Annotated in this window: 20 protein-coding genes; 13 read left to right on the forward strand and 7 right to left on the reverse strand. The window is 38.8% G+C overall.

Annotated features, from left to right (window positions below; all coding sequences use genetic code 11):
- Window positions 1–28 precede the first annotated feature (28 nt).
- Both ACL8WY_RS14570 and ACL8WY_RS14575 read left to right on the forward strand, forming a co-directional pair.
- A complete protein-coding gene (locus ACL8WY_RS14570; protein WP_436515485.1) occupies window positions 29–505 on the forward strand; it encodes a DUF5606 family protein in 477 nt (158 codons plus the stop codon).
- Window positions 498–950, forward strand: coding sequence for an acyl-CoA thioesterase (locus ACL8WY_RS14575; protein WP_436515486.1), 453 nt, complete (start codon window positions 498–500; stop codon window positions 948–950). Before ACL8WY_RS14570 ends, ACL8WY_RS14575 begins: the two co-directional genes overlap by 8 nt.
- Here ACL8WY_RS14575 and ACL8WY_RS14580 read toward each other — a convergent pair.
- Window positions 940–1,410 (reverse strand): nuclear transport factor 2 family protein, encoded by a 471-nt coding sequence (locus ACL8WY_RS14580; protein WP_436515487.1) that lies wholly within the window; start codon window positions 1,408–1,410, stop codon window positions 940–942. The genes ACL8WY_RS14575 and ACL8WY_RS14580 overlap by 11 nt on opposite strands.
- 46 nt (window positions 1,411–1,456) lie before the next feature.
- Between ACL8WY_RS14580 and ACL8WY_RS14585 the strand changes: the two genes are divergently transcribed.
- Window positions 1,457–1,774, forward strand: coding sequence for a hypothetical protein (locus tag ACL8WY_RS14585; protein WP_436515488.1), 318 nt, complete (start codon window positions 1,457–1,459; stop codon window positions 1,772–1,774).
- On the opposite strand, the gene fbp is transcribed toward ACL8WY_RS14585, so the two are convergent.
- Entirely contained in the window at window positions 1,749–2,756 is a 1,008-nt protein-coding gene (gene fbp, locus ACL8WY_RS14590) for a class 1 fructose-bisphosphatase (RefSeq protein ID WP_436515489.1), read from the reverse strand. The two genes, ACL8WY_RS14585 and fbp, sit on opposite strands and share 26 nt — an antisense overlap.
- Window positions 2,757–2,833: 77 nt before the next feature.
- Here fbp and ACL8WY_RS14595 point away from each other — a divergent pair, with 77 nt between their 5' ends.
- Window positions 2,834–4,072, forward strand: a complete 1,239-nt coding sequence (locus ACL8WY_RS14595) for an aspartate kinase (RefSeq protein WP_436515490.1) — start codon at window positions 2,834–2,836, stop codon at window positions 4,070–4,072.
- Here ACL8WY_RS14595 and ACL8WY_RS14600 read toward each other — a convergent pair.
- From ACL8WY_RS14600 to ACL8WY_RS14610, 3 genes are all read right to left on the reverse strand, one after another.
- Window positions 4,069–4,932 (reverse strand): fructosamine kinase family protein, encoded by an 864-nt coding sequence (locus tag ACL8WY_RS14600; protein WP_436515491.1) that lies wholly within the window; start codon window positions 4,930–4,932, stop codon window positions 4,069–4,071. The two genes, ACL8WY_RS14595 and ACL8WY_RS14600, sit on opposite strands and share 4 nt — an antisense overlap.
- Complete coding sequence (locus tag ACL8WY_RS14605) at window positions 4,929–5,399, reverse strand: low molecular weight protein-tyrosine-phosphatase (RefSeq protein WP_436515492.1); 471 nt, start codon at window positions 5,397–5,399, stop codon at window positions 4,929–4,931. Before ACL8WY_RS14605 ends, ACL8WY_RS14600 begins: the two co-directional genes overlap by 4 nt.
- Before the next feature lie 139 nt (window positions 5,400–5,538).
- Complete coding sequence (locus ACL8WY_RS14610; RefSeq protein WP_436515493.1) at window positions 5,539–6,609, reverse strand: DUF6588 family protein; 1,071 nt, start codon at window positions 6,607–6,609, stop codon at window positions 5,539–5,541.
- A 169-nt stretch (window positions 6,610–6,778) separates the two neighbouring features.
- Here ACL8WY_RS14610 and ACL8WY_RS14615 point away from each other — a divergent pair, with 169 nt between their 5' ends.
- From ACL8WY_RS14615 to ACL8WY_RS14650, 8 genes are all read left to right on the forward strand, one after another.
- Window positions 6,779–7,222, forward strand: coding sequence for a Fur family transcriptional regulator (locus ACL8WY_RS14615; protein ID WP_436515494.1), 444 nt, complete (start codon window positions 6,779–6,781; stop codon window positions 7,220–7,222).
- A gap of 36 nt (window positions 7,223–7,258) precedes the next feature.
- Complete coding sequence (locus ACL8WY_RS14620; RefSeq protein WP_436515495.1) at window positions 7,259–7,888, forward strand: peroxiredoxin; 630 nt, start codon at window positions 7,259–7,261, stop codon at window positions 7,886–7,888.
- 100 nt (window positions 7,889–7,988) lie between these two features.
- A complete protein-coding gene (gene rsgA, locus ACL8WY_RS14625; RefSeq protein WP_436515496.1) occupies window positions 7,989–8,900 on the forward strand; it encodes a ribosome small subunit-dependent GTPase A in 912 nt (303 codons plus the stop codon).
- A 177-nt stretch (window positions 8,901–9,077) separates the two neighbouring features.
- Complete coding sequence (locus tag ACL8WY_RS14630) at window positions 9,078–9,887, forward strand: DUF4197 domain-containing protein (RefSeq protein WP_436515497.1); 810 nt, start codon at window positions 9,078–9,080, stop codon at window positions 9,885–9,887.
- Window positions 9,888–10,010: 123 nt separating this feature from the next.
- Window positions 10,011–10,352 (forward strand): PadR family transcriptional regulator, encoded by a 342-nt coding sequence (locus ACL8WY_RS14635; RefSeq protein ID WP_436515498.1) that lies wholly within the window; start codon window positions 10,011–10,013, stop codon window positions 10,350–10,352.
- 21 nt (window positions 10,353–10,373) lie between these two features.
- Entirely contained in the window at window positions 10,374–10,784 is a 411-nt protein-coding gene (locus ACL8WY_RS14640) for a hypothetical protein (RefSeq protein ID WP_436515499.1), read from the forward strand.
- 1 nt (window position 10,785) lies between these two features.
- Window positions 10,786–13,449 (forward strand): ABC transporter permease, encoded by a 2,664-nt coding sequence (locus tag ACL8WY_RS14645; RefSeq protein WP_436515500.1) that lies wholly within the window; start codon window positions 10,786–10,788, stop codon window positions 13,447–13,449.
- A 121-nt stretch (window positions 13,450–13,570) separates the two neighbouring features.
- Window positions 13,571–14,641 carry a S41 family peptidase gene (locus ACL8WY_RS14650; RefSeq protein ID WP_436515501.1) on the forward strand — a complete coding sequence of 357 codons (1,071 nt, stop codon included), beginning with the start codon at window positions 13,571–13,573 and terminating at the stop codon, window positions 14,639–14,641.
- A 4-nt stretch (window positions 14,642–14,645) separates the two neighbouring features.
- On the opposite strand, the gene ACL8WY_RS14655 is transcribed toward ACL8WY_RS14650, so the two are convergent.
- Window positions 14,646–15,491, reverse strand: coding sequence for a glycosyltransferase (locus ACL8WY_RS14655; RefSeq protein ID WP_436515502.1), 846 nt, complete (start codon window positions 15,489–15,491; stop codon window positions 14,646–14,648).
- A gap of 48 nt (window positions 15,492–15,539) precedes the next feature.
- Between ACL8WY_RS14655 and ACL8WY_RS14660 the strand changes: the two genes are divergently transcribed.
- The gene (locus tag ACL8WY_RS14660; RefSeq protein WP_436515503.1) at window positions 15,540–16,712 is read left to right on the forward strand and encodes a glycosyltransferase; all 1,173 of its coding nucleotides are present in this window, start codon (window positions 15,540–15,542) and stop codon (window positions 16,710–16,712) included.
- Here the strand turns inward: ACL8WY_RS14660 and ACL8WY_RS14665 are convergent.
- Window positions 16,690–17,580, reverse strand: coding sequence for a GNAT family N-acetyltransferase (locus ACL8WY_RS14665; protein ID WP_436515504.1), 891 nt, complete (start codon window positions 17,578–17,580; stop codon window positions 16,690–16,692). The two genes, ACL8WY_RS14660 and ACL8WY_RS14665, sit on opposite strands and share 23 nt — an antisense overlap.
- Window positions 17,581–17,648: the final 68 nt, after the last annotated feature.

Genomic DNA, 17,648 nt, shown 5'->3' on the forward strand with positions numbered 1-17,648 from the left:
ATTTTTGCCAACTGAAAAAAAACAACATATGGATTTTAGTGATATCGCATCTGTCTCTGGAAAAGGGAACTTGTTCAAAATTGTTCAGCCTACACGTACCGGCGTAGTACTTGAAAGCATGGATGAGCACAAGAAGAAAATGGTAGCCACCATGCATAACAAAGTAAGTATTCTTTCGGAGATTTCTATTTACACTACCGATTCAGAAGGGGCGGTTCCGTTGGAAGATGTGATGAAAAAAATCCATCAGGAATTTGATGGTGATACGGATTTAGATAAGAACAGCAGTCCGGAGGAACTAAAGTCATTTCTAAAATTTATACTTCCTGAGTATGATGAATCTCGAGTTTACGTATCCGATATCAAGAAGGTGGTGAGCTGGTATGATCAAATAGTGAAGCAGGCACCTGAAGCCTTAGCTGAGAAGAAGGAAGAAAAGAAAGCAGAGAAGAAAAAAGCTGCTAAAAAACCTGCTGCTAAAAAGAAGGAGTCAAAGAGTGAGTGAAATTAAGTTCAAATTTCGTGTAAGATGGGCTGATTTGGATCCCAATGGGCACATGAGGCACACGGCCTACAACGATTATTGTGCGCAAGCTAGATTGATGTATTTCGAGGAGATCAGTATGCCGTTTCACAAGTTGCTTCAAATGAATATAGGACCAATTCTTTTCAGAGAGGACACTCGTTTCTTTAAAGAAATACGAATGAACGAGGTATTTGAGGTCGGATTTACCATATCAAAACTTCGAAAAGATGGATCAAAGTGGTCTTTTAGGCATAATATCTACACAAAAGATGGTGACTTATCTGCCAAAGTAGACGTGGACGGTGCATGGCTTGACACAGCTAAACGTCGAACAACAATTCCACCCAAAGAATTGAGTGATATCCTTGTTGATTCCATTAAGTCGGGAGACTTTGAGTGGATTCCTGACAAGGTTAAGGCTTAATATCATCAGGAATCTCACAATCCGATCTTCTTCTTGTATCAACCAGATGAAAGATTTTCCACGATCCATCCTGATTGATCAGATGAAAGGCGTCAACGCCACAATGTGAAAACTGATCGTCAACGTAAAAAGCATAATCGACCCAGACGGAAGCAAGATTCCCATCTATTTCTACTTTCTCGTTCCAGATAGGTTCATTCCACACTTGTTCCTTAGGTTGACCTACCGCATCAATGAATCGCTGAAAATCTCCAACAGACAGGATCGATTCACCTTCTTGATTTACATAAGCAGTAAATGTGTTGGGGTTTTCAACAAAGCTTTGCTTAAGCATGGTGCTGTCGCTAGTCCGCATTGCTTCGAATACTTGATTGATGACGTTCATTATTTTAGTCTCCTCACTTTGGGCAAATCCATTGAGTGAAAAGGCCATTAGACAAAGAATGAATATTTTTTTCATAATCCTATTTTTGAGTGATTTGTAGATAGAAATCGGTGTTTTTGATATGGATGAAGTTACACTAGCTAAACAGAGTTATCAACTCGTTCGAAAGGATTTCGGATTGGAGGTTGAAATGGAATTTGAGAAAGGAGAAAATGACTTTGATCGGTTGGAGGAATGGCTCACAAAGCAGGTCAATTACCTTCTTGATCATGATTTAAACAGACTTTTGAACGCACTTTACCGCATCGATATACCGGAAGATCGTACCAAAGAATTGCTTCAAGGTTCCAAACAAGGTGAAATAGCTAGAAATTTAGCGTTGGCAATTATTGAACGTGAAAAGCAGAAAGTGATTACACGGCAGAAGTACCAGCCTTAACAAATGACATAGCGTGATCTACCATTTCCTTTGATCCCAGATAAAGTGGTGATCGCTGATGAAATGAAGTAGGCTGAATATCCAGGATGCGCTCTTTACCATTAGTAGCTACACCACCAGATTGCTCTGCAATAAAAGCCAGCGCATTGCACTCATAAAGCAATCTTAACTTGCCATTTGGTGCTTTTTCTGTATTTGGATATAGATAAATCCCGCCTTTCATCATGTTTCTATGAAAATCAGCTACCAACGATCCGATGTATCGGGCTGTCATTCCATTCTTCTTACAGTCGTCAACATACTCACGTACCCATTCGTCAAAAGCAAAATAATTACCCTCATTGATGGAATAAATCTTACCGTCCTTCGGGCATGTCATGTGATCGTGAGAAAGTACAAACTCACCAAGACTAGGTTCAAGGGTAAATCCATGAACACCTCGTCCGGTTGTATAGACGAGCATAGTAGAAGATCCGTAAAGGATATACCCGGCTGCTACTTGCTCAGTTCCTTTTTGTAAAACATCCTCTTCCTGCACGGGTCCTCCTACAGGGGAAATACGCTTATAAATCGAAAAAATAGTCCCAATCGAAACATTTACATCAATATTGGAGCTACCATCTAATGGATCGATAGCAACCACATATCTGCAATTTGGATTTAAATGAATGATTTCCTGCTCTTCCTCAGAAACTACTGCGCAAGTCATTCCCCCATTTTTCAACGCTCGAGTAAAGCGAATGTCTGCTACAACATCCAGTTTTTGCTGATCTTCTCCCTGAACATTTTTTTCACCAAACCCACCGGTAATATCCAGCAATCCTGACTTATTAACTTCCTTATTGATAATCTTCCCAGCTAGTGCTATATCTCTCAAAAGTTGAGAAAGCTCTCCTGTTGCAGAAGAAAATTCATCTTCTTTCTGCTTAATAAAACGGTCTAAGGTTGTTCCTATGGGCAGGCCAAGCTTACTTTTGTTCATACGGGGGATAGTTCAGAATTAAATTTTGAGTTTCGAACCACGAAATTAATTCATTCACTAGTTATAACGTTTGCATAATGCAGATTTTCAAATTTGGTGGAGCATCAGTAAAGGATGCTGCCGGTGTTAAGAATTTAGCGGAGATCGTCTCATCATTCGAAAATGAGAAGATGGTCATTGTAGTTTCTGCAATGGGAAAAACAACCAATAAGCTTGAAGAACTAGTAAAAAAAGCCCATTCCGGTCAGGATTATACAGATGACTTCAATGAATTGAAGTCATATCATACTGAGGTTATCAAGGAGCTAAAGATCGAAATTCCTGAGCGATATACTCAATTTGAGAAATCACTTGAAAAGGAATTAAAAGACTTAAGCCAGTGCGATGTAATGCTTGCATACGATAAGGTAGTACCTCATGGGGAACTAATGTCAACTACCATTATTGAGGCTTACCTGAAAAAACAAACAAAATGTGAGTGGTTTGATGCACGTTCGTTGATTCGCACCGATCAATATTTCACAGAGGCTAATGTCGATTGGGTTGTTACTGAAAGACAAATTTTGAAAGAGCTGAAGCCATTGGCGGAGAAATGCATTGTTGTTACTCAGGGATTTATTGGCTCTGACGTTGAAGGAAATTCGACCACCTTGGGACGTGAAGGTTCTGATTATACTGGAGCAATATTGGCCTACTGCCTCAATGCAGATGGGTTCACAGTATGGAAAGATGTACCAGGTATCTTGAACGCCGATCCCCGAATATTGGATGGCGCAGAGCAATACGAAAAACTAAGCTATCGTGAAATAACAGAAATGACTTATTATGGTGCGCAGGTGATTCATCCGAAAACACTTAAGCCAATCGCGCAAAAGAGCATTCCGTTGATTGTGCGATCTTTTTTAGATCGAGGCAAGTCTGGGACAACCATCGCATCAGAGAATACGACTAAAATGATTCCTTGCTTCGTTTTTAAAGGAAATCAGTTGCTCGTAACTGCTCAAGTCAAAGACCATAGCTTTATGAATGAGAAAAAGCTTGGAATGATCCTTCAGGTGCTTGATTTATTAAATATCAAGATTAATCTGATGCAAAATTCAGCATTGACATTCTCTTTTTGTATTGACAACAAAGAATTCAAATCAAAAAGGATAAAGGAGCTTCTGAACAGAGATTTCATACTGACCTTCGAAAGTCCACTCAATTTGGCTACAATTAAGAATTACACGCCAGATTCCTTTAATAAGTTACCATGGAATAGATCCATTATAATGGAACAAAAAACCATTAACAACTATCAGGTATTGTATCGTTAAGTGAGGCGATTGAGTGTTTGTATTATTCCTGAGAGATAAGATGAGCCAAATAGGTTAACATGAACAAGAAGAGGGTATAAGTTGTGAATATCAACTCGTTTATCAAAATTAGCTTCTAGCGGATATGCTTCATTGTAGTGATCATAAAAGGATGAAGAAAATCCCCCAAAGAGCTGCGTAAAAGCTAGTTCGGTTTCTCTGTGCCCATAGTGTACTGCTGGATCAAAAATGGTGGCATCCCCAGATTTATTAGCCATAAAATTGCCGCTCCAGAGATCTCCGTGCAAAAGCGACGGTCTTTCCTTAGGGATCAGCTCTTGGAGTTTTGAAAACAACATCTCGAATCGATTCCTTATGTCATTGGATATGATATTTTTGGATGAAGCGAAGTTTAGCTGTGGTAAAAGACGTTCATTAATAAAGAAATCGTTCCAGTTTGTATGTTGAATATTGGATTGAGGTAGGCTGCCGATATAGTTACTATGATCCAAACCATATTTTGAGCCTGTGACCTTATGTTGTCTTGCAAGGTTGTTTCCAAATTCCTGCCAAAAGCTGAGTGATTGTGCACCTTTTTCAATCCACTCCGTAATCAGATACGATTTGTTATCAAATACCCCATTTCCGTATGGCTGAGGTGAATAAACAGGTGAAAACTCACGAAGTAAGTCTAGTCCGCTGCTTTCCGAGTCAAACATCTCATTAAGCTCAGCCTTGTTCCATTTCATAAAAAAAGGGCCTTGATTGGTCAAGATCTTGAAAGCCTCATTGATACAACCGCCTGCAAGAGACGTGGCACCTGTTAATCGAATAGAAGATGAGATATGTTTTTCTAGTACCTGACGAATGAAATCATTCATAGGTCATGTTCTTGCCTTAAGAAATTCAGAAATTCATCAAGTGATCGATCCAGAATCTGGTAAACCTCTTCAAACCCATTCATACCGCCAAACCAGGGATCAGGTACATCTTGTCCTTTACCATACAGGTCAAAGTCCCGCATCAATATCAACTTGTCTGGATTTGATCCCATTTCGATAGTCATGTTTTTATGATTAGAATGATCCATTGCGATTAGGTAATCAAACTCATCATGATGATGTTTTTTGAACTGCTGGCCTTTATGGTTTACTGGAACATGATGTTTTTCAGCAATTTCTACAGTTCTTGGATCTGGATTTTCTCCTACATGATAGTTGGCAGTTCCAGCTGAATCAGACAGAATTTTGTCCTCTAAACCTTCATTTTCGACCTTTTTCTTAAAAATTGCCTCAGCCAGAGGGGATCGACAAATGTTGCCAAGACAAACGAATAAAACTTTTATCATGATAAGGGGTTACTTTTTTTCATTAGGTAGTATATACCTAATGCATAACACAAATTTATTCATACACCTGTTTGACAAGTAAAAAAGAAAGTCCCGTTTTTGACGGGACTTTTCTTTGTTTATACAAGTCTGTATTTTCTTATCTAATGCTGATACCAGCACCTAATGTGAAGGTGTTGTATTTCTGAATTGAGTAGTCAGCATGAAGAGTCAAAATAAGTAGTTTAATTCTTGCACCAATTGTTACTCTTGGCGAACTACCGCCACCAAACGATAGATCAATAGGGTCGATAAACTCTTCAGGTTGAGTTATAGGATTTCCAATGTCATCGTATACAAATGTGCCATTTACCTTAAATGAACTGCCTGCTATGTTATAACCTAAACCAAAGTATGGAGTTAGAAAAGCCAGTTTCTTAGAAGCCATTATCTGAATAATAGTAGAGGTTGCCTTGAATTCAGCTGTTCCATCGGCATCATATTGTATCCCTCCATTTGTACCACTCTCATCAATATCATACTCAGCTTTAAGACTTGTATGTCCGACAAATGCAGCAATATCAACCGGAACAAGCTTTAGGCCTGGTATCCATTGTTTAACATCGTGTAGAACTCCAACACCCCACATATTAAAACTTAGATCATCTGTTTCAATAGAAGGAACAAATCTTATTTTCAAGTCCGTATTTTTGACAAGCCCAATTCCAATATGGAAGGTAGGAACCGGAAATCCGGCAATTGGCAGATCTTCTGTGTCATAGCCTTCTGCAGCATTAAATGGGTCTGAATTACCGGAAAATTGTAAGTCACCAATACTTGCATCACCTGCAAAAGTAAGTTGAGTATTTGTAGGACCGCCTACAGCTGTAGGCAAAGATGATTCAGTTTGACCGCCAGCAAGTTCAAGATTTTGAAAATCAAGATTCCTGAACAGAAATTGTTTGTCGCTATTCGGAATATTAGCAATATTAGCTGAGACTGTGAGATCAAACCCCAAAAGCTTATGAGTTTTTGCTGTATTAACCCATCCTCCGCTTAATCCATTATTGAATGATTGCATGATTGGATCAACATAACTTTGTAGGTATAGCTCAGCATCTTCAGGACCTGCCTGGAATACATTTCCAAAGTCCTGAGATTTCGCAGAATGGTTGACAGCAAAACTCACCACCAGCATTAGCATAAATAATTTAGTAGTAGATTTTTTCATAATCATTGTTTTTGATTCTGATTGATTTAAGGCAAAACGTGTTTTACTGCAATTAACCAAGATTTTACCAGATTTTCGATCCTAATTGGATGGTATTTCAAATCATTAGTCGAAAACCTTGGCTGTATCTTATATATGGCTTAATTTCGCATTTGAGAATAATTCCTAAATGGAAATAATTAATCAAGTAAAAAATCAGCTTAGCGAGGTAGGATTGAAGGCTACACACCCGCGAATTGTGGTTTTGAGAGAGCTGATTGTCTCCAACAATCATCCAACGGCTGAACATATCTACGAAAGTATCAAAGCTGATAATCCTTCCATTTCCTTAGGAAGTGTATATAGGATTCTGGATGTTTTGGTAGAATCTGGCCTTATTCAGCTTGTTTCAACACGATTAAGCTCAAAAAGATATGATGGTAATATGAGTCCACACGGACATTTATATTGCCTGAAGTCTCACAAAATTCAAGACTTCTATGATGAAGAGCTGTACGCACTGATTAATGACTTTTTTAGGAAAAAGAAGATTAGGAATTTCAAAATCAATGAAATAAAACTTCAGGTAAATGGCGAACGCATCGATCCTGATGATGAGATCACACTTATTTAATTAATTATTTAACACATTAAAAACGAACAAACACACATGTCATTAGTAGGAAAAAAAGCACCGATCGTAAACGCACCGGCTGTAATTAACGGTGAAGAGATTGTAGAAAATTTTTCACTAGATCAATACATTGGTAAAAAAGAAGTTGTTTTCTTCTTCTATCCAAAAGATTTCACATTTGTATGCCCGACTGAGATTCATGCATTTCAATCTAAGCTCGAAGAATTCGAAAAAAGAGGTGTAGCTGTAGTAGGAGCATCATGTGATACTGAAGAAACACACCTTGCATGGTTGATGACTGATAAAGATAAAGGCGGAATTAGCGGAGTAACTTATCCATTAGTTGCAGATGCTTCGAAAACTGTTGCATCTAACTTTGGTGTACTAGCAGGAGATTGGTCTTATGACGAGGAAGGTAACCTTGGTTTTGAAGGCACTCCAGTAGCATTCAGAGGTACATTCTACATTGATAAAGATGGAATCGTTCGTCACGAATCAATCAACGATCTTCCACTAGGCAGAAACATTGATGAAATGTTGAGAATTGTTGATGCATGGCAGCATGTACAAAAGCATGGCGAAGTATGTCCTGCAAACTGGGAAGAAGGTAAAACTGCAATGAACGCGACACGAGAAGGAGTTGCAGAGTATCTGTCTAGTAATTAAGATTAAATCATATTGAAAATTAAGGCCGGTCAAATGACTGGCCTTTTTTATTTATTTAATGTGCAAATTCGTACGTTGAATTCATTCAAAAATATATCGCTTGAAAGCTCTCGTAATTAAATCAACAGGTCTTTGGTATGAAGTTATGGCCAATCAAAATCGACTTACGGCCAGGCTGAGAGGTAAATTCAAGTTGGAAGACAAAAAGCTAACAAATCCAATCGCAGTTGGCGATTGGGTAGAGGTTCAGGCCAATGATCAGGTGGAAGGAGAGTGGGTAATTACGGAAATTCATGCGCGTGAAAATTATGTCATTCGCGCAAGCCCGAGGAAGAAGGGGCATGATCACCTTATTGCAAGTAATATTGATCAAGGAGTTTTAATTGTAACTCTAAAGCGTCCCAGAACTTCAACAGGCTTTATCGATCGCTTTTTAATCACTCTGGAAAGCTTTCGTATTCCCGGAGTTATTCTTTTCAACAAGAAAGATATTTATTCAGAAAAAGATCTGGAGAAATATGAAGAGCTTAAGAAGATCTATCAGCAAATCGGCTATCATGTAGAAATCTGCCAATTTGAAGATAATGTCTCGGACGTTCGATCGCTCTTTACAAATAAAACAAGTCTGCTATCCGGACACAGTGGTTCAGGTAAGTCTACCTTAATCAATCAATTAATTCCTGAAGCAGCGCAAGAAGTAAATAAGATATCAAACTTTGCCAATAAGGGTGTTCATACAACCACCTTTGCGGAGCTGTTTTATCTAGACGATCAATCAGCAATTATTGACACTCCAGGAATTAAAGAATTGGGGTTATCCGAAATAGATAATGAAGAACTTGGCCATTATTTCCCTGAAATGAGGAAACTCTTAGGAGAATGTAAGTTTCATAACTGCCTCCATGAAAATGAACCCGGATGTGCTGTAAAAGATTCAATAGGAGATTCAATCTCGGAATTGAGATATGAGAGTTACCTGTCCATTTTAAAGAATGAGGACGATCGAAGATAGAAAAAAGGACCGCTCAGAACGAGCGGTCCATCACACAACCAACCTAACGCTACTCATAATTAGTAGCCATTAGAGTAACAAATATTCAAGTGCTATGGTTTCGTTAAAAGCGTTAACTTTCTTAAGAGTTTGGCCTGGTGCAATTATTGTAATAAGAGATAAAAACAGAAGTTGATTATGAAAGTGTTTAGAAATTTTTTGATAGTGTCAGTGCTTTTGTCTTCCGCTACACTCGTATCGTGTGAGCTATTTGACGATGCAATAAATCCACTACCACTATCAGAGTCAGAGATCATACAGGGATTGAAAGAAGCCTTGAGTATAGGTCTTGATAACTCAGTTGTAAGCGCCTCGGATCCGGGCGGCTATTTACAAAATGAGGCCATAAAAATCCTACTACCTACTGAGGTGACAGATTTACAAAGCAAGATCCAAACGGAAAGTATTGGTGGTATTGTGCCTCTTTCTGTGGTGTATGATGCATATATCGATTTAGAGAATGATGGTAATGACTTGTTTGATGAGCTAATTACAGCAATGAACAGAGGTGCCGAAAATGCAGCAGACAAAGCTTTGCCCATATTCGGTAATGCTATTACAAGTATGAGCATTGATGATGCTAGAGGAATTTTAGACGGAAACAACACTGCAGCCACCAGCTATTTCTACGAAGAAACAAATGTTGCGCTCTTCCAGGCCTTCAGTCCAGAAGTAAAAACCGCATTGGAAGGTACAGGCGCAATTCAGATATATACTGATGTAGTTGGGTTTTTAAACTATGAGTATGATCCTACAGGATTGGGATTGACCACTGTAAGTCCAAACGATGTATTAAATATTAATCTACCTGAAGACATTGATGAATATGCCACAGAAAAAGCTGTGGATGGACTGTTCTTTTTAGTTGGTGAAGAAGAAAAGAAGATACGAGATGATCCATTTGCCTGGGGAAGTGCCATTATCGAAAGAGTTTTTGGTAGCGATTAAATCTATCTCAAAATCACTCAAAGCCGGTTTCCGGCTTTTCTTTTAAAAAGCAATACTACATTTAGGACATTTGTGAAACATTTTGTGTTTCTTTACGAATACTACATTTAGGAAATTGACGCTATGAAAAAATATCAACTCGGAGAATTTGAAGAAATAGTACTACTCACAGTAGGTGTGCTTTTTAACGAAGCATATGGCGTAGCTATCAAAGAAGAAATTGAAAAGAGACTCAAACGAAAGGTAAGTGTAGGAGCACTACAGTCTGCCTTGAGGAGAATGGAAAAGAAAGGATACTTAGATAGTAGGCAAGGTGAAGCCAATCAAAAAAGAGGAGGTAAACCGAAGCGATTCTTTACAATCACAGCTTACGGTAAAGAAGCCTTGAAGTATTCTCAAGATGTAAGAGTACAGCTCTGGAATGCCATTCCTGAGGTAGCTCTTGATTTGAAAATAAGTTTATAAGGACTATAAAAACGACTAATCATGAATAGTAGAATAAAATCAATTCTTGTGTTTTCCTTCTTTATTTTGATAGCGAATGCGACGAAAGCTCAGGAAAGTGGTACCAAAGATTTCAAAAACATCGATCTTAAGGAACTCAGGAAAGCATTTGTTAATCAATTGCTGGATGATGGACTTATAAAAAGAAAGAAGGATGATATTCATCTTGCGCTTCGCTCAGAAATGACACTTTTAAACGAACAAGTTCTGGACAAAGAACTTCATGAAAAGTATGGAAACCTTGCTGCTCAGTTTGACATAAAAAGAGGCTCCTACAGAGTCATATACATAACTCATCAATGCACAGCCGTTGGAGACTTTCTTGATGATTCATTTAGTGGAAAAATTCAAGGAAAAATGAACCTAAATGAGCTGAAAGTCTCGATACAATAAAATGATAAAGAGACTTGCGGATAAACTTTTTAAATGGTATTGCCATCCTGACTTCTATCCAGATATCAAGGGCGACCTTGAAGAGCTGTACACTGATCATTTAGAGGATGGGAGTCGATTCCCACAGTTAAGATATCTTCTGGATGTGATGCTTCTATTTCGCATTTCACTCCTCAGACCAATACTCAAAAACTCAATTATAAAGGACACAGGTATGTTTAGGAATTATTTTAAAGTCAGCGTTAGAAATCTTGCAAGACACAAGATGTTCACCGCAATCAATGTGATAGGATTAGCCATAGGACTAGCTAGTTTCCTACTGATGTATGAATACATAAAATTCGAGAAGAGCTATGATGCTTTTCACCCTGATTCAGACAAGATCTATCGAGTCTCGTATGTGCAAGTTCAAAATGGAATGGATACCGATAAAGATGCCATGGCGGCTTATCCAATGGGACAAAAACTAGAGGAGTCCTTGCCAGAAATTATTCAGCATACTGTCTCCAAGAAGTTTGATTTTCTTTTGGTAAGGAATGGTGAGAAATCTTTTAAAGAACGTCTTGTCATTTCTGCCGATCCAAACTTCTTAAAGATGTTTAACTATTCGGTGCTGGAAGGAGATGTTGAAAGTATGTTGTCAGAACCACTTTCAGTTGTTTTGACGGAAAGTAGAGCTCGGGCATATTTTGGAGATACAGAAGCTATAGGCAAAACCCTTGAGGTGGTATCTCCATACAAAGTGTCATTGAAAGTCACCGGTATTCTTCAAGACATACCGGACAACACGCACTACTCATTCAATATGCTACTTTCAGATAAGACATTGACTGATGGACATGACTACAACAACTGGGACTGGAACAATTACTATGTCTATATCAAGTCTGACCGAGAAGTCAATCCTGAATTGTTGGAAGCCAAAGCAAATGATGTTGCAAATGAGCATATAAATAACTTGGATAATGATGAAAACTGGGAGACCAACGGAACACGAATAGACGTGCATCCGGTGAGAGATATTCATTTGAAGTCTGATTTCACCTATGAACCTCAAATCCATGGAAGTGAAAAAGCGGTTGACTTTTTGATTATCATTTCACTCTTCATTTTGGTAATAGCCTGGGTGAATTACATCAATTTATCCACAGCTAGAGCTGTGGAACGAGCCAAGGAAGTTGGATTGAGGAAGGTAATCGGTGCCATTAGAAAGCAATTGATCATCCAATTCTTGTGCGAGGCATTTATTGTCAACCTGATTAGTGCATTAATTGCGTTGGGCCTTGCCGAGATCACCTTACCTTATTTCAATCAGCTCGTGGGAAAGGAGGTGCTCGATAGCGTTTTGAACCAATTACCATTCTTGCTATCCATTCTTGCATTTGTGTTTATCGGAACGTTTGCTTCTGGTTTTTATCCAGCGCTGGTGCTTTCAAACTTCAAGCCTATCAGTATTCTGAAAGGTAATTTTCAAAACTCTAAGAAGGGAATTGCACTTAGAAAAGGACTGGTAATTACTCAATTTGCGGCTTCCCTTATTTTGATAGCTTCTACATTCACCATTTACCAACAGGTTAGCTATATGCAAGGAAAGGATATTGGTATTTCCGTCGATCAGGTTGTTAATGTTACAGTTCCTGAATCAGATGCTGAGACCGAGGAAGAGGATGAAGCAGCCAAGAATAAACTCAGAGCTTTTAAGAAAGCTTTAGCCAATCATTCATCAATCGAATCAGTTGGTGGAGCTTCGAACCTACCAGGAGGAGATGTGGCAGATATTAATTCTACTACCACGGTAGTAAGATTTGCAGGAGATACCGAGCCTACAGAAGGAACAACCTACGTTCAATACAATGATGAAGGTTTTCTTGACGCTGTAGACATGGAACTTGTTGCAGGAAGAAATTTCAGCGAGGAAATAAAATCCGACTCGGTTGCTGTGATGGCCAATGAGGCATTTCTGAGAAGACTCAATGTGCCTGATTTCGAGTCTGTGGTAGGTAAGAAACTTCAGTTTGGCACCAGGGATACCAATACCAAGTATACTTTAATCGGAGTTGTAAAAGACTTTAATAGAACGACACTAAAGGAGCAGGTAGAGCCCAGTCTTTATTTTCCTTGGTTCAATGCAGACGATCTTGTTATTGAGTTGAGTTCAAGCGATTACAATGCAGGATTGGATCACATTATGTCAACCTGGAAAGAGTTCTATGCCGATGCTCCACTGAATTATTCCTTTCTGGATGATCGTTTCGCTTCTCTTTATGAACAAGACCGAAGCTTTGGAGATACGTTTATGATTTTTGCGATCCTGGCTGTTTTCATTGCCATCCTTGGCTTGTATGGACTGGCTTCTTTCATGTCAATTCAGAAGTCCAAGGAGATTGGTGTGCGAAAAGTACTGGGAGCATCCGAAGGACAAATCATATTTCTATTCTACAAGGATTTCTTCACATTGGTGGCCCTCTCTTCATTGGTAGGGTTTCCTGTGGTTTATTTCTTGATGGATGGATGGCTGGATAATTACGCCTACAGAATCAGTTTCCCATGGATCTTGCTTGGCATATCCTTATTCATTGTTTTGGTTTTTTCTCTAGTTACAGTAGGATATCAGACCTTGAAGGTAGCAAAGCTGGATCCGGCAGAAACACTGAAGTACGAGTAGATGATTAAAGGGTTAGCAGATCGATTATTTAAAGGGTTGTGTAACCCGTTTTTTTCCAGACAAAAAAGAGGTTATTGAGGAACTATATCAAGATCATCGAGAAGAAAGATATCTTATGAAAATGCATTCGAAAAAGTTAACATTATTAGTTTCATTATGGATTCTTCATACTCCTTATGTTGGTGCCCAATCAAATAAACCGGTAGAGACCTTCGAGGCTTGTTGGAATCTTTTTGATGAAAGCTATGCAAGCTTTGAGGAAAAAGGCATTGATTGGCATGCGGCATATAGAGAGTATAAGCCTCAGGTAAATGAAAACACTACGGATCGTGAATTATTTATCATAATTACCAATATGCTAAAGCCACTTGGTGATGCGCATGTCAATCTGATTGCCAAAAATATTGATACAGCATTTAGTGCAGATAGATACTCGAGGGTCAAAGAAGTCATTCGACCGCTGGATGGCAGAAAGAAACCATACATTGAGGGTATGATGGATCAGACATTGTATGATAATGGATTTGAGGAAGTGAAAAAACTTGGACCTGTTTATAAAGATGATACTTTGTTTACTTACACCAGGACACAAGATTTAGGCTACTTGCGATTTTTTAGATCCTTTAGCAAGCTTGCCAAAATGGTGGGTCCATCACTCGATAGTCAGTTGGACCAAATTTTCGGATATTTCAATGGAGTGGAATCAATTATAATAGATGTTCGATTCAATATGGGCGGCGATGATGCATTTTCACAGAAAATTGCCGGAAGGTTTGTGGAAGAAAAAAAAGTAGGGTTTAAGAAGCAGACACGACGAAAGCACGAATTTGGTTCCATAAAAGAAAAGTATATCAAGCCCGAAGGAGAGCCTTTCCTTGGTAAGGTGATTCTGTTAACCAACGATCAAACCTTTAGTGCAGCTGATGTACTCGCCTTGATGATGGCTTCAGTGCAGAACGCTACTATCATTGGTGAGCCATCCAATGGCTCATATTCTGATTTGTATGGGAAGAAACTTCCGAATGGCTGGAGAGTGACACTTAGTAATCAGAGATATTATTCCACTGATATGAAAAACTATGAAGGAAAAGGAACTTCAGTAGATATCGAAGTACAAACCACACTTCAGGATATTAATAGTAAAAGTGATAGTGTTTTAGAGGCAGCGATTGCTTTTTCTAAAAGAGAATAAATAACTAGTTCAACAGCCTAAGGAAGCCTGGAATAAGGCTGAAGTTGCCTTGCCTAATGCACTGTCTTACCTCATACAAACACCTGATTCTAAGAGCTGAATTTTCTTCCCTAGATCGGTTCAGCTCTTTGATTTTTTGACAAACTCGAAGGGTGGATTTCTGATGCTTTGATTTATAAGAGAATTGTTGTTGCGATAAAGAGCCCTTCAATATTCGTTTCTTTACGAGTACTTCATCTGTAAATGCATACTTCCAATTTCTAGACGACCGGATCCAAAAATCAAAATCCTCATAGCTGAGTGATTCGTCATAACCTTCCATTTCTTCCAAAACCTCACGCTTTATCATCATTCCTGGAGGAGAAATAAAGTATCTTTTGATCAGCTCCAGATAAACATCATTTTCCGGCACTTCCTCAATTAGATCACCATTTCTATCTCTTTTAAAGTGCGTACCTATTTCAATGCCATTTTGATCAAGATTCATCACATCACAAAAGGTCACACCGCAATCTGATTTTAAGAAAGTGTTTACTCCTTTCAATACTCTTTCCGACAGAAGCAGATCGTCCGCAGCAAGATCAATGATGTAATCACCCTTGGTAATTGTAAATCCACGATTAAAAGCAGCGCAATTGCCAATGGCTTCTGGTATATCAACAAATGGAAAGCCCTTCTCTTGTGCGAGTGTTTGAATTATTCTTTTACTACCATCAGTGCTTCCATCATCAACCACAACTAACTCAATGTGTGGATACGACTGAGTCAAAACAGACTGAATGGCCTGACTGAGATAGGACGAATGATTGTGACTCAGGCAAACGACAGAAACCAACGGTAATTGATTCATTTGGTAATATCACATGTCAGGACTTTTTTACCAATTAAATTCGGGGTAATGAATCTTTTTATCGTCCCATCGTGGTACCCATCTGCGTCAAATCCTTCTTATGGCATATTTGTGAAGGAGCAAATCGCAATGATGGCAAATCAAAGACCTCATTGGAAAATAGGTGTTAGCACATGGGGGCAAGGAGATCAGGAAAAGCTCCTTTGGATTAAGGATCACGTCAGAAATTTCTCCAAAGTCAACAAACATGGTGTTGATAAAGCTGTAGTTATTGAAGCGGCTGGATTTAAAGAGTACTATCAACCTGCTCTGAGCTGGACAAAGAAATTTAGAAAAGGAAACTTGCGAGAGATCATTCGCTGCAATGAATTAAACTATCAGAGGCATACGCTTGAAAATGGAAAGCCGGATGTCATCATGGTACAGGCGTGCTATCCCGGAATTTTGATAGCGGACTATCTATCAGATAAATATGATGTACCTGTGCATTTACATGTGCGTCTTGGAGGATTCATGTTTGAAAACTTACTTGAAGAGCTTGGTTCAATAAAACCAGACCTTCTAACGGCCATTTCAAAAGCTCAATTAGTAACTACAACCAGTCATTTTCATGCGAATGAGGTACAGCGCTGGATTTCAGAGGCCAGAGCACTTCACAATCCGGTAGAACTTGACTTCTTTCAACTTGGGGAATCGCCTGAAGATTATGCCTTAGCAATTGGCAGACTTGAGGAGGAAAAGGGCTTTGATTTATTAATTGAAGCAGTTTCCAAGATCCAGAATTTAAAAGTTAAGATAGTCGGAACTGGCACAGGCAAAAATAAACTTGCAGCTAAAATTAACTCGCTAGACCTGAAACACAGGATAAGTTTGATAGGGGAAGCTGATCGAATGGAAATAAGAGACTTGATTCAAAAATGCCAGTTTTTGATACTTCCTAGTAGATATGAAACCTTTGGTAATGTTTTGCTTGAGGCCATGGCTTGTGGAAAGCCTGTAGTAGCAACCAAATGCGGCGGGCCGGAAGAAATACTACTGCCTGAATGTGGATATCTGGCAGATATTAATGCTTCAGATTTAAGACACCAGATTGAACGAATGGTGGAAAACCTGGATACTTTCAATTCTCACGTCATTCGGAAAATAATGGAAGAACGATTTTCACCTGCTAAATGGATCAACTGTCTGGAAGAGTTGCTCAAACAGGCCTTAGCAAGGTAGGCTTGCTTGTTTCTACAGCACCCATGCGTTCTTTAAAAATCCTGAGTGGCTCCTGAGGTTTTCCTTGCAAAGAGGAAATACCTAAATCAAGGTATTCAAAGCCTTTATTTCTATAGTATTTAACCATCCCGTCAATTAAAAGTACCATAGGGCTTTTATCTCGAAACATTGGGCTTGTCGCCGGTAGGTAGTAATAGGCGATCTCACTGGTCACATTTACAGTAATACATATCGCTGAGATCTTATCTTCTCTAAAAACCCCAAAGCAATGATAAGTATCGGGTAGGCGATCGATTAAGTCCTTCAACTGCTGCCATCCAATGTTGATCTGAAGACCTTGAGCTTGCCTACATACCAGGATAAACTTATGAGCAGTCTCGAACTCGTCTCTTTCCATTTTTCTAAATTCAAAACCTTCAGAGCGCAGCGATCCGAGTTTTCGTTTTTGCATGTTGTGGATGGAATCCTCCCAATAATCTGATAACTCAATATGCTGATTGATGTCATTGAACGCTACCTGAAAGTCCATTCCCTCAAGATCATTTACGGAAGCAAACATTTGATAAATAGCAGACGGATGGCAAATTTCTAGCTGTTCTACTTCTCTGCTCTTCAGGTCAGCACAAATGTCAGTAATAAAGGAATCGATCTTATGAGAGGTATTATTTCGACGAATGATAGATCCAAATGGACTCCTTGGTATACTAATTGCAATTTTGGGAGTTATATCAAATGGAATAAAAAAATCATCATTAGAGTAGCAGATAAACTGCTCATATGCCTGAGATTGAAAGTATCCTTTTTGAAAATAGGCAAATGAGAGTTCTTGAGGAACTTCATTGATTGAGGTATGAATGTTTAATGACATGCGTTGCAAAATTAAAACTCATCACACTTTCCTATGCTCAATTCGAGCCTTATCTTGCATCTTAGATT

The organism is Ekhidna algicida (genome assembly GCF_051379705.1).
Taxonomy (GTDB): Bacteria; Bacteroidota; Bacteroidia; order Cytophagales; family Cyclobacteriaceae; genus Ekhidna.

Bases quoted from the DNA above. Each gene is read 5' to 3' on its own strand.
- ACL8WY_RS14570 (WP_436515485.1), top strand. From the start codon at position 29: ATGGATTTTAGTGATATCGCATCTGTCTCTGGAAAAGGGAACTTGTTC.
- ACL8WY_RS14580 (WP_436515487.1), bottom strand. From the start codon at position 1,410: ATGAAAAAAATATTCATTCTTTGTCTAATGGCCTTTTCACTCAATGGA.
- ACL8WY_RS14585 (WP_436515488.1), top strand. From the start codon at position 1,457: ATGGATGAAGTTACACTAGCTAAACAGAGTTATCAACTCGTTCGAAAG.
- fbp (WP_436515489.1), bottom strand. From the start codon at position 2,756: ATGAACAAAAGTAAGCTTGGCCTGCCCATAGGAACAACCTTAGACCGT.
- ACL8WY_RS14595 (WP_436515490.1), top strand. From the start codon at position 2,834: ATGCAGATTTTCAAATTTGGTGGAGCATCAGTAAAGGATGCTGCCGGT.
- ACL8WY_RS14600 (WP_436515491.1), bottom strand. From the start codon at position 4,932: ATGAATGATTTCATTCGTCAGGTACTAGAAAAACATATCTCATCTTCT.
- ACL8WY_RS14605 (WP_436515492.1), bottom strand. From the start codon at position 5,399: ATGATAAAAGTTTTATTCGTTTGTCTTGGCAACATTTGTCGATCCCCT.
- ACL8WY_RS14610 (WP_436515493.1), bottom strand. From the start codon at position 6,609: ATGAAAAAATCTACTACTAAATTATTTATGCTAATGCTGGTGGTGAGT.
- ACL8WY_RS14615 (WP_436515494.1), top strand. From the start codon at position 6,779: ATGGAAATAATTAATCAAGTAAAAAATCAGCTTAGCGAGGTAGGATTG.
- ACL8WY_RS14620 (WP_436515495.1), top strand. From the start codon at position 7,259: ATGTCATTAGTAGGAAAAAAAGCACCGATCGTAAACGCACCGGCTGTA.
- ACL8WY_RS14630 (WP_436515497.1), top strand. From the start codon at position 9,078: ATGAAAGTGTTTAGAAATTTTTTGATAGTGTCAGTGCTTTTGTCTTCC.
- ACL8WY_RS14635 (WP_436515498.1), top strand. From the start codon at position 10,011: ATGAAAAAATATCAACTCGGAGAATTTGAAGAAATAGTACTACTCACA.
- ACL8WY_RS14640 (WP_436515499.1), top strand. From the start codon at position 10,374: ATGAATAGTAGAATAAAATCAATTCTTGTGTTTTCCTTCTTTATTTTG.
- ACL8WY_RS14645 (WP_436515500.1), top strand. From the start codon at position 10,786: ATGATAAAGAGACTTGCGGATAAACTTTTTAAATGGTATTGCCATCCT.
- ACL8WY_RS14650 (WP_436515501.1), top strand. From the start codon at position 13,571: ATGCATTCGAAAAAGTTAACATTATTAGTTTCATTATGGATTCTTCAT.
- ACL8WY_RS14655 (WP_436515502.1), bottom strand. From the start codon at position 15,491: ATGAATCAATTACCGTTGGTTTCTGTCGTTTGCCTGAGTCACAATCAT.
- ACL8WY_RS14660 (WP_436515503.1), top strand. From the start codon at position 15,540: ATGAATCTTTTTATCGTCCCATCGTGGTACCCATCTGCGTCAAATCCT.
- ACL8WY_RS14665 (WP_436515504.1), bottom strand. From the start codon at position 17,580: ATGTCATTAAACATTCATACCTCAATCAATGAAGTTCCTCAAGAACTC.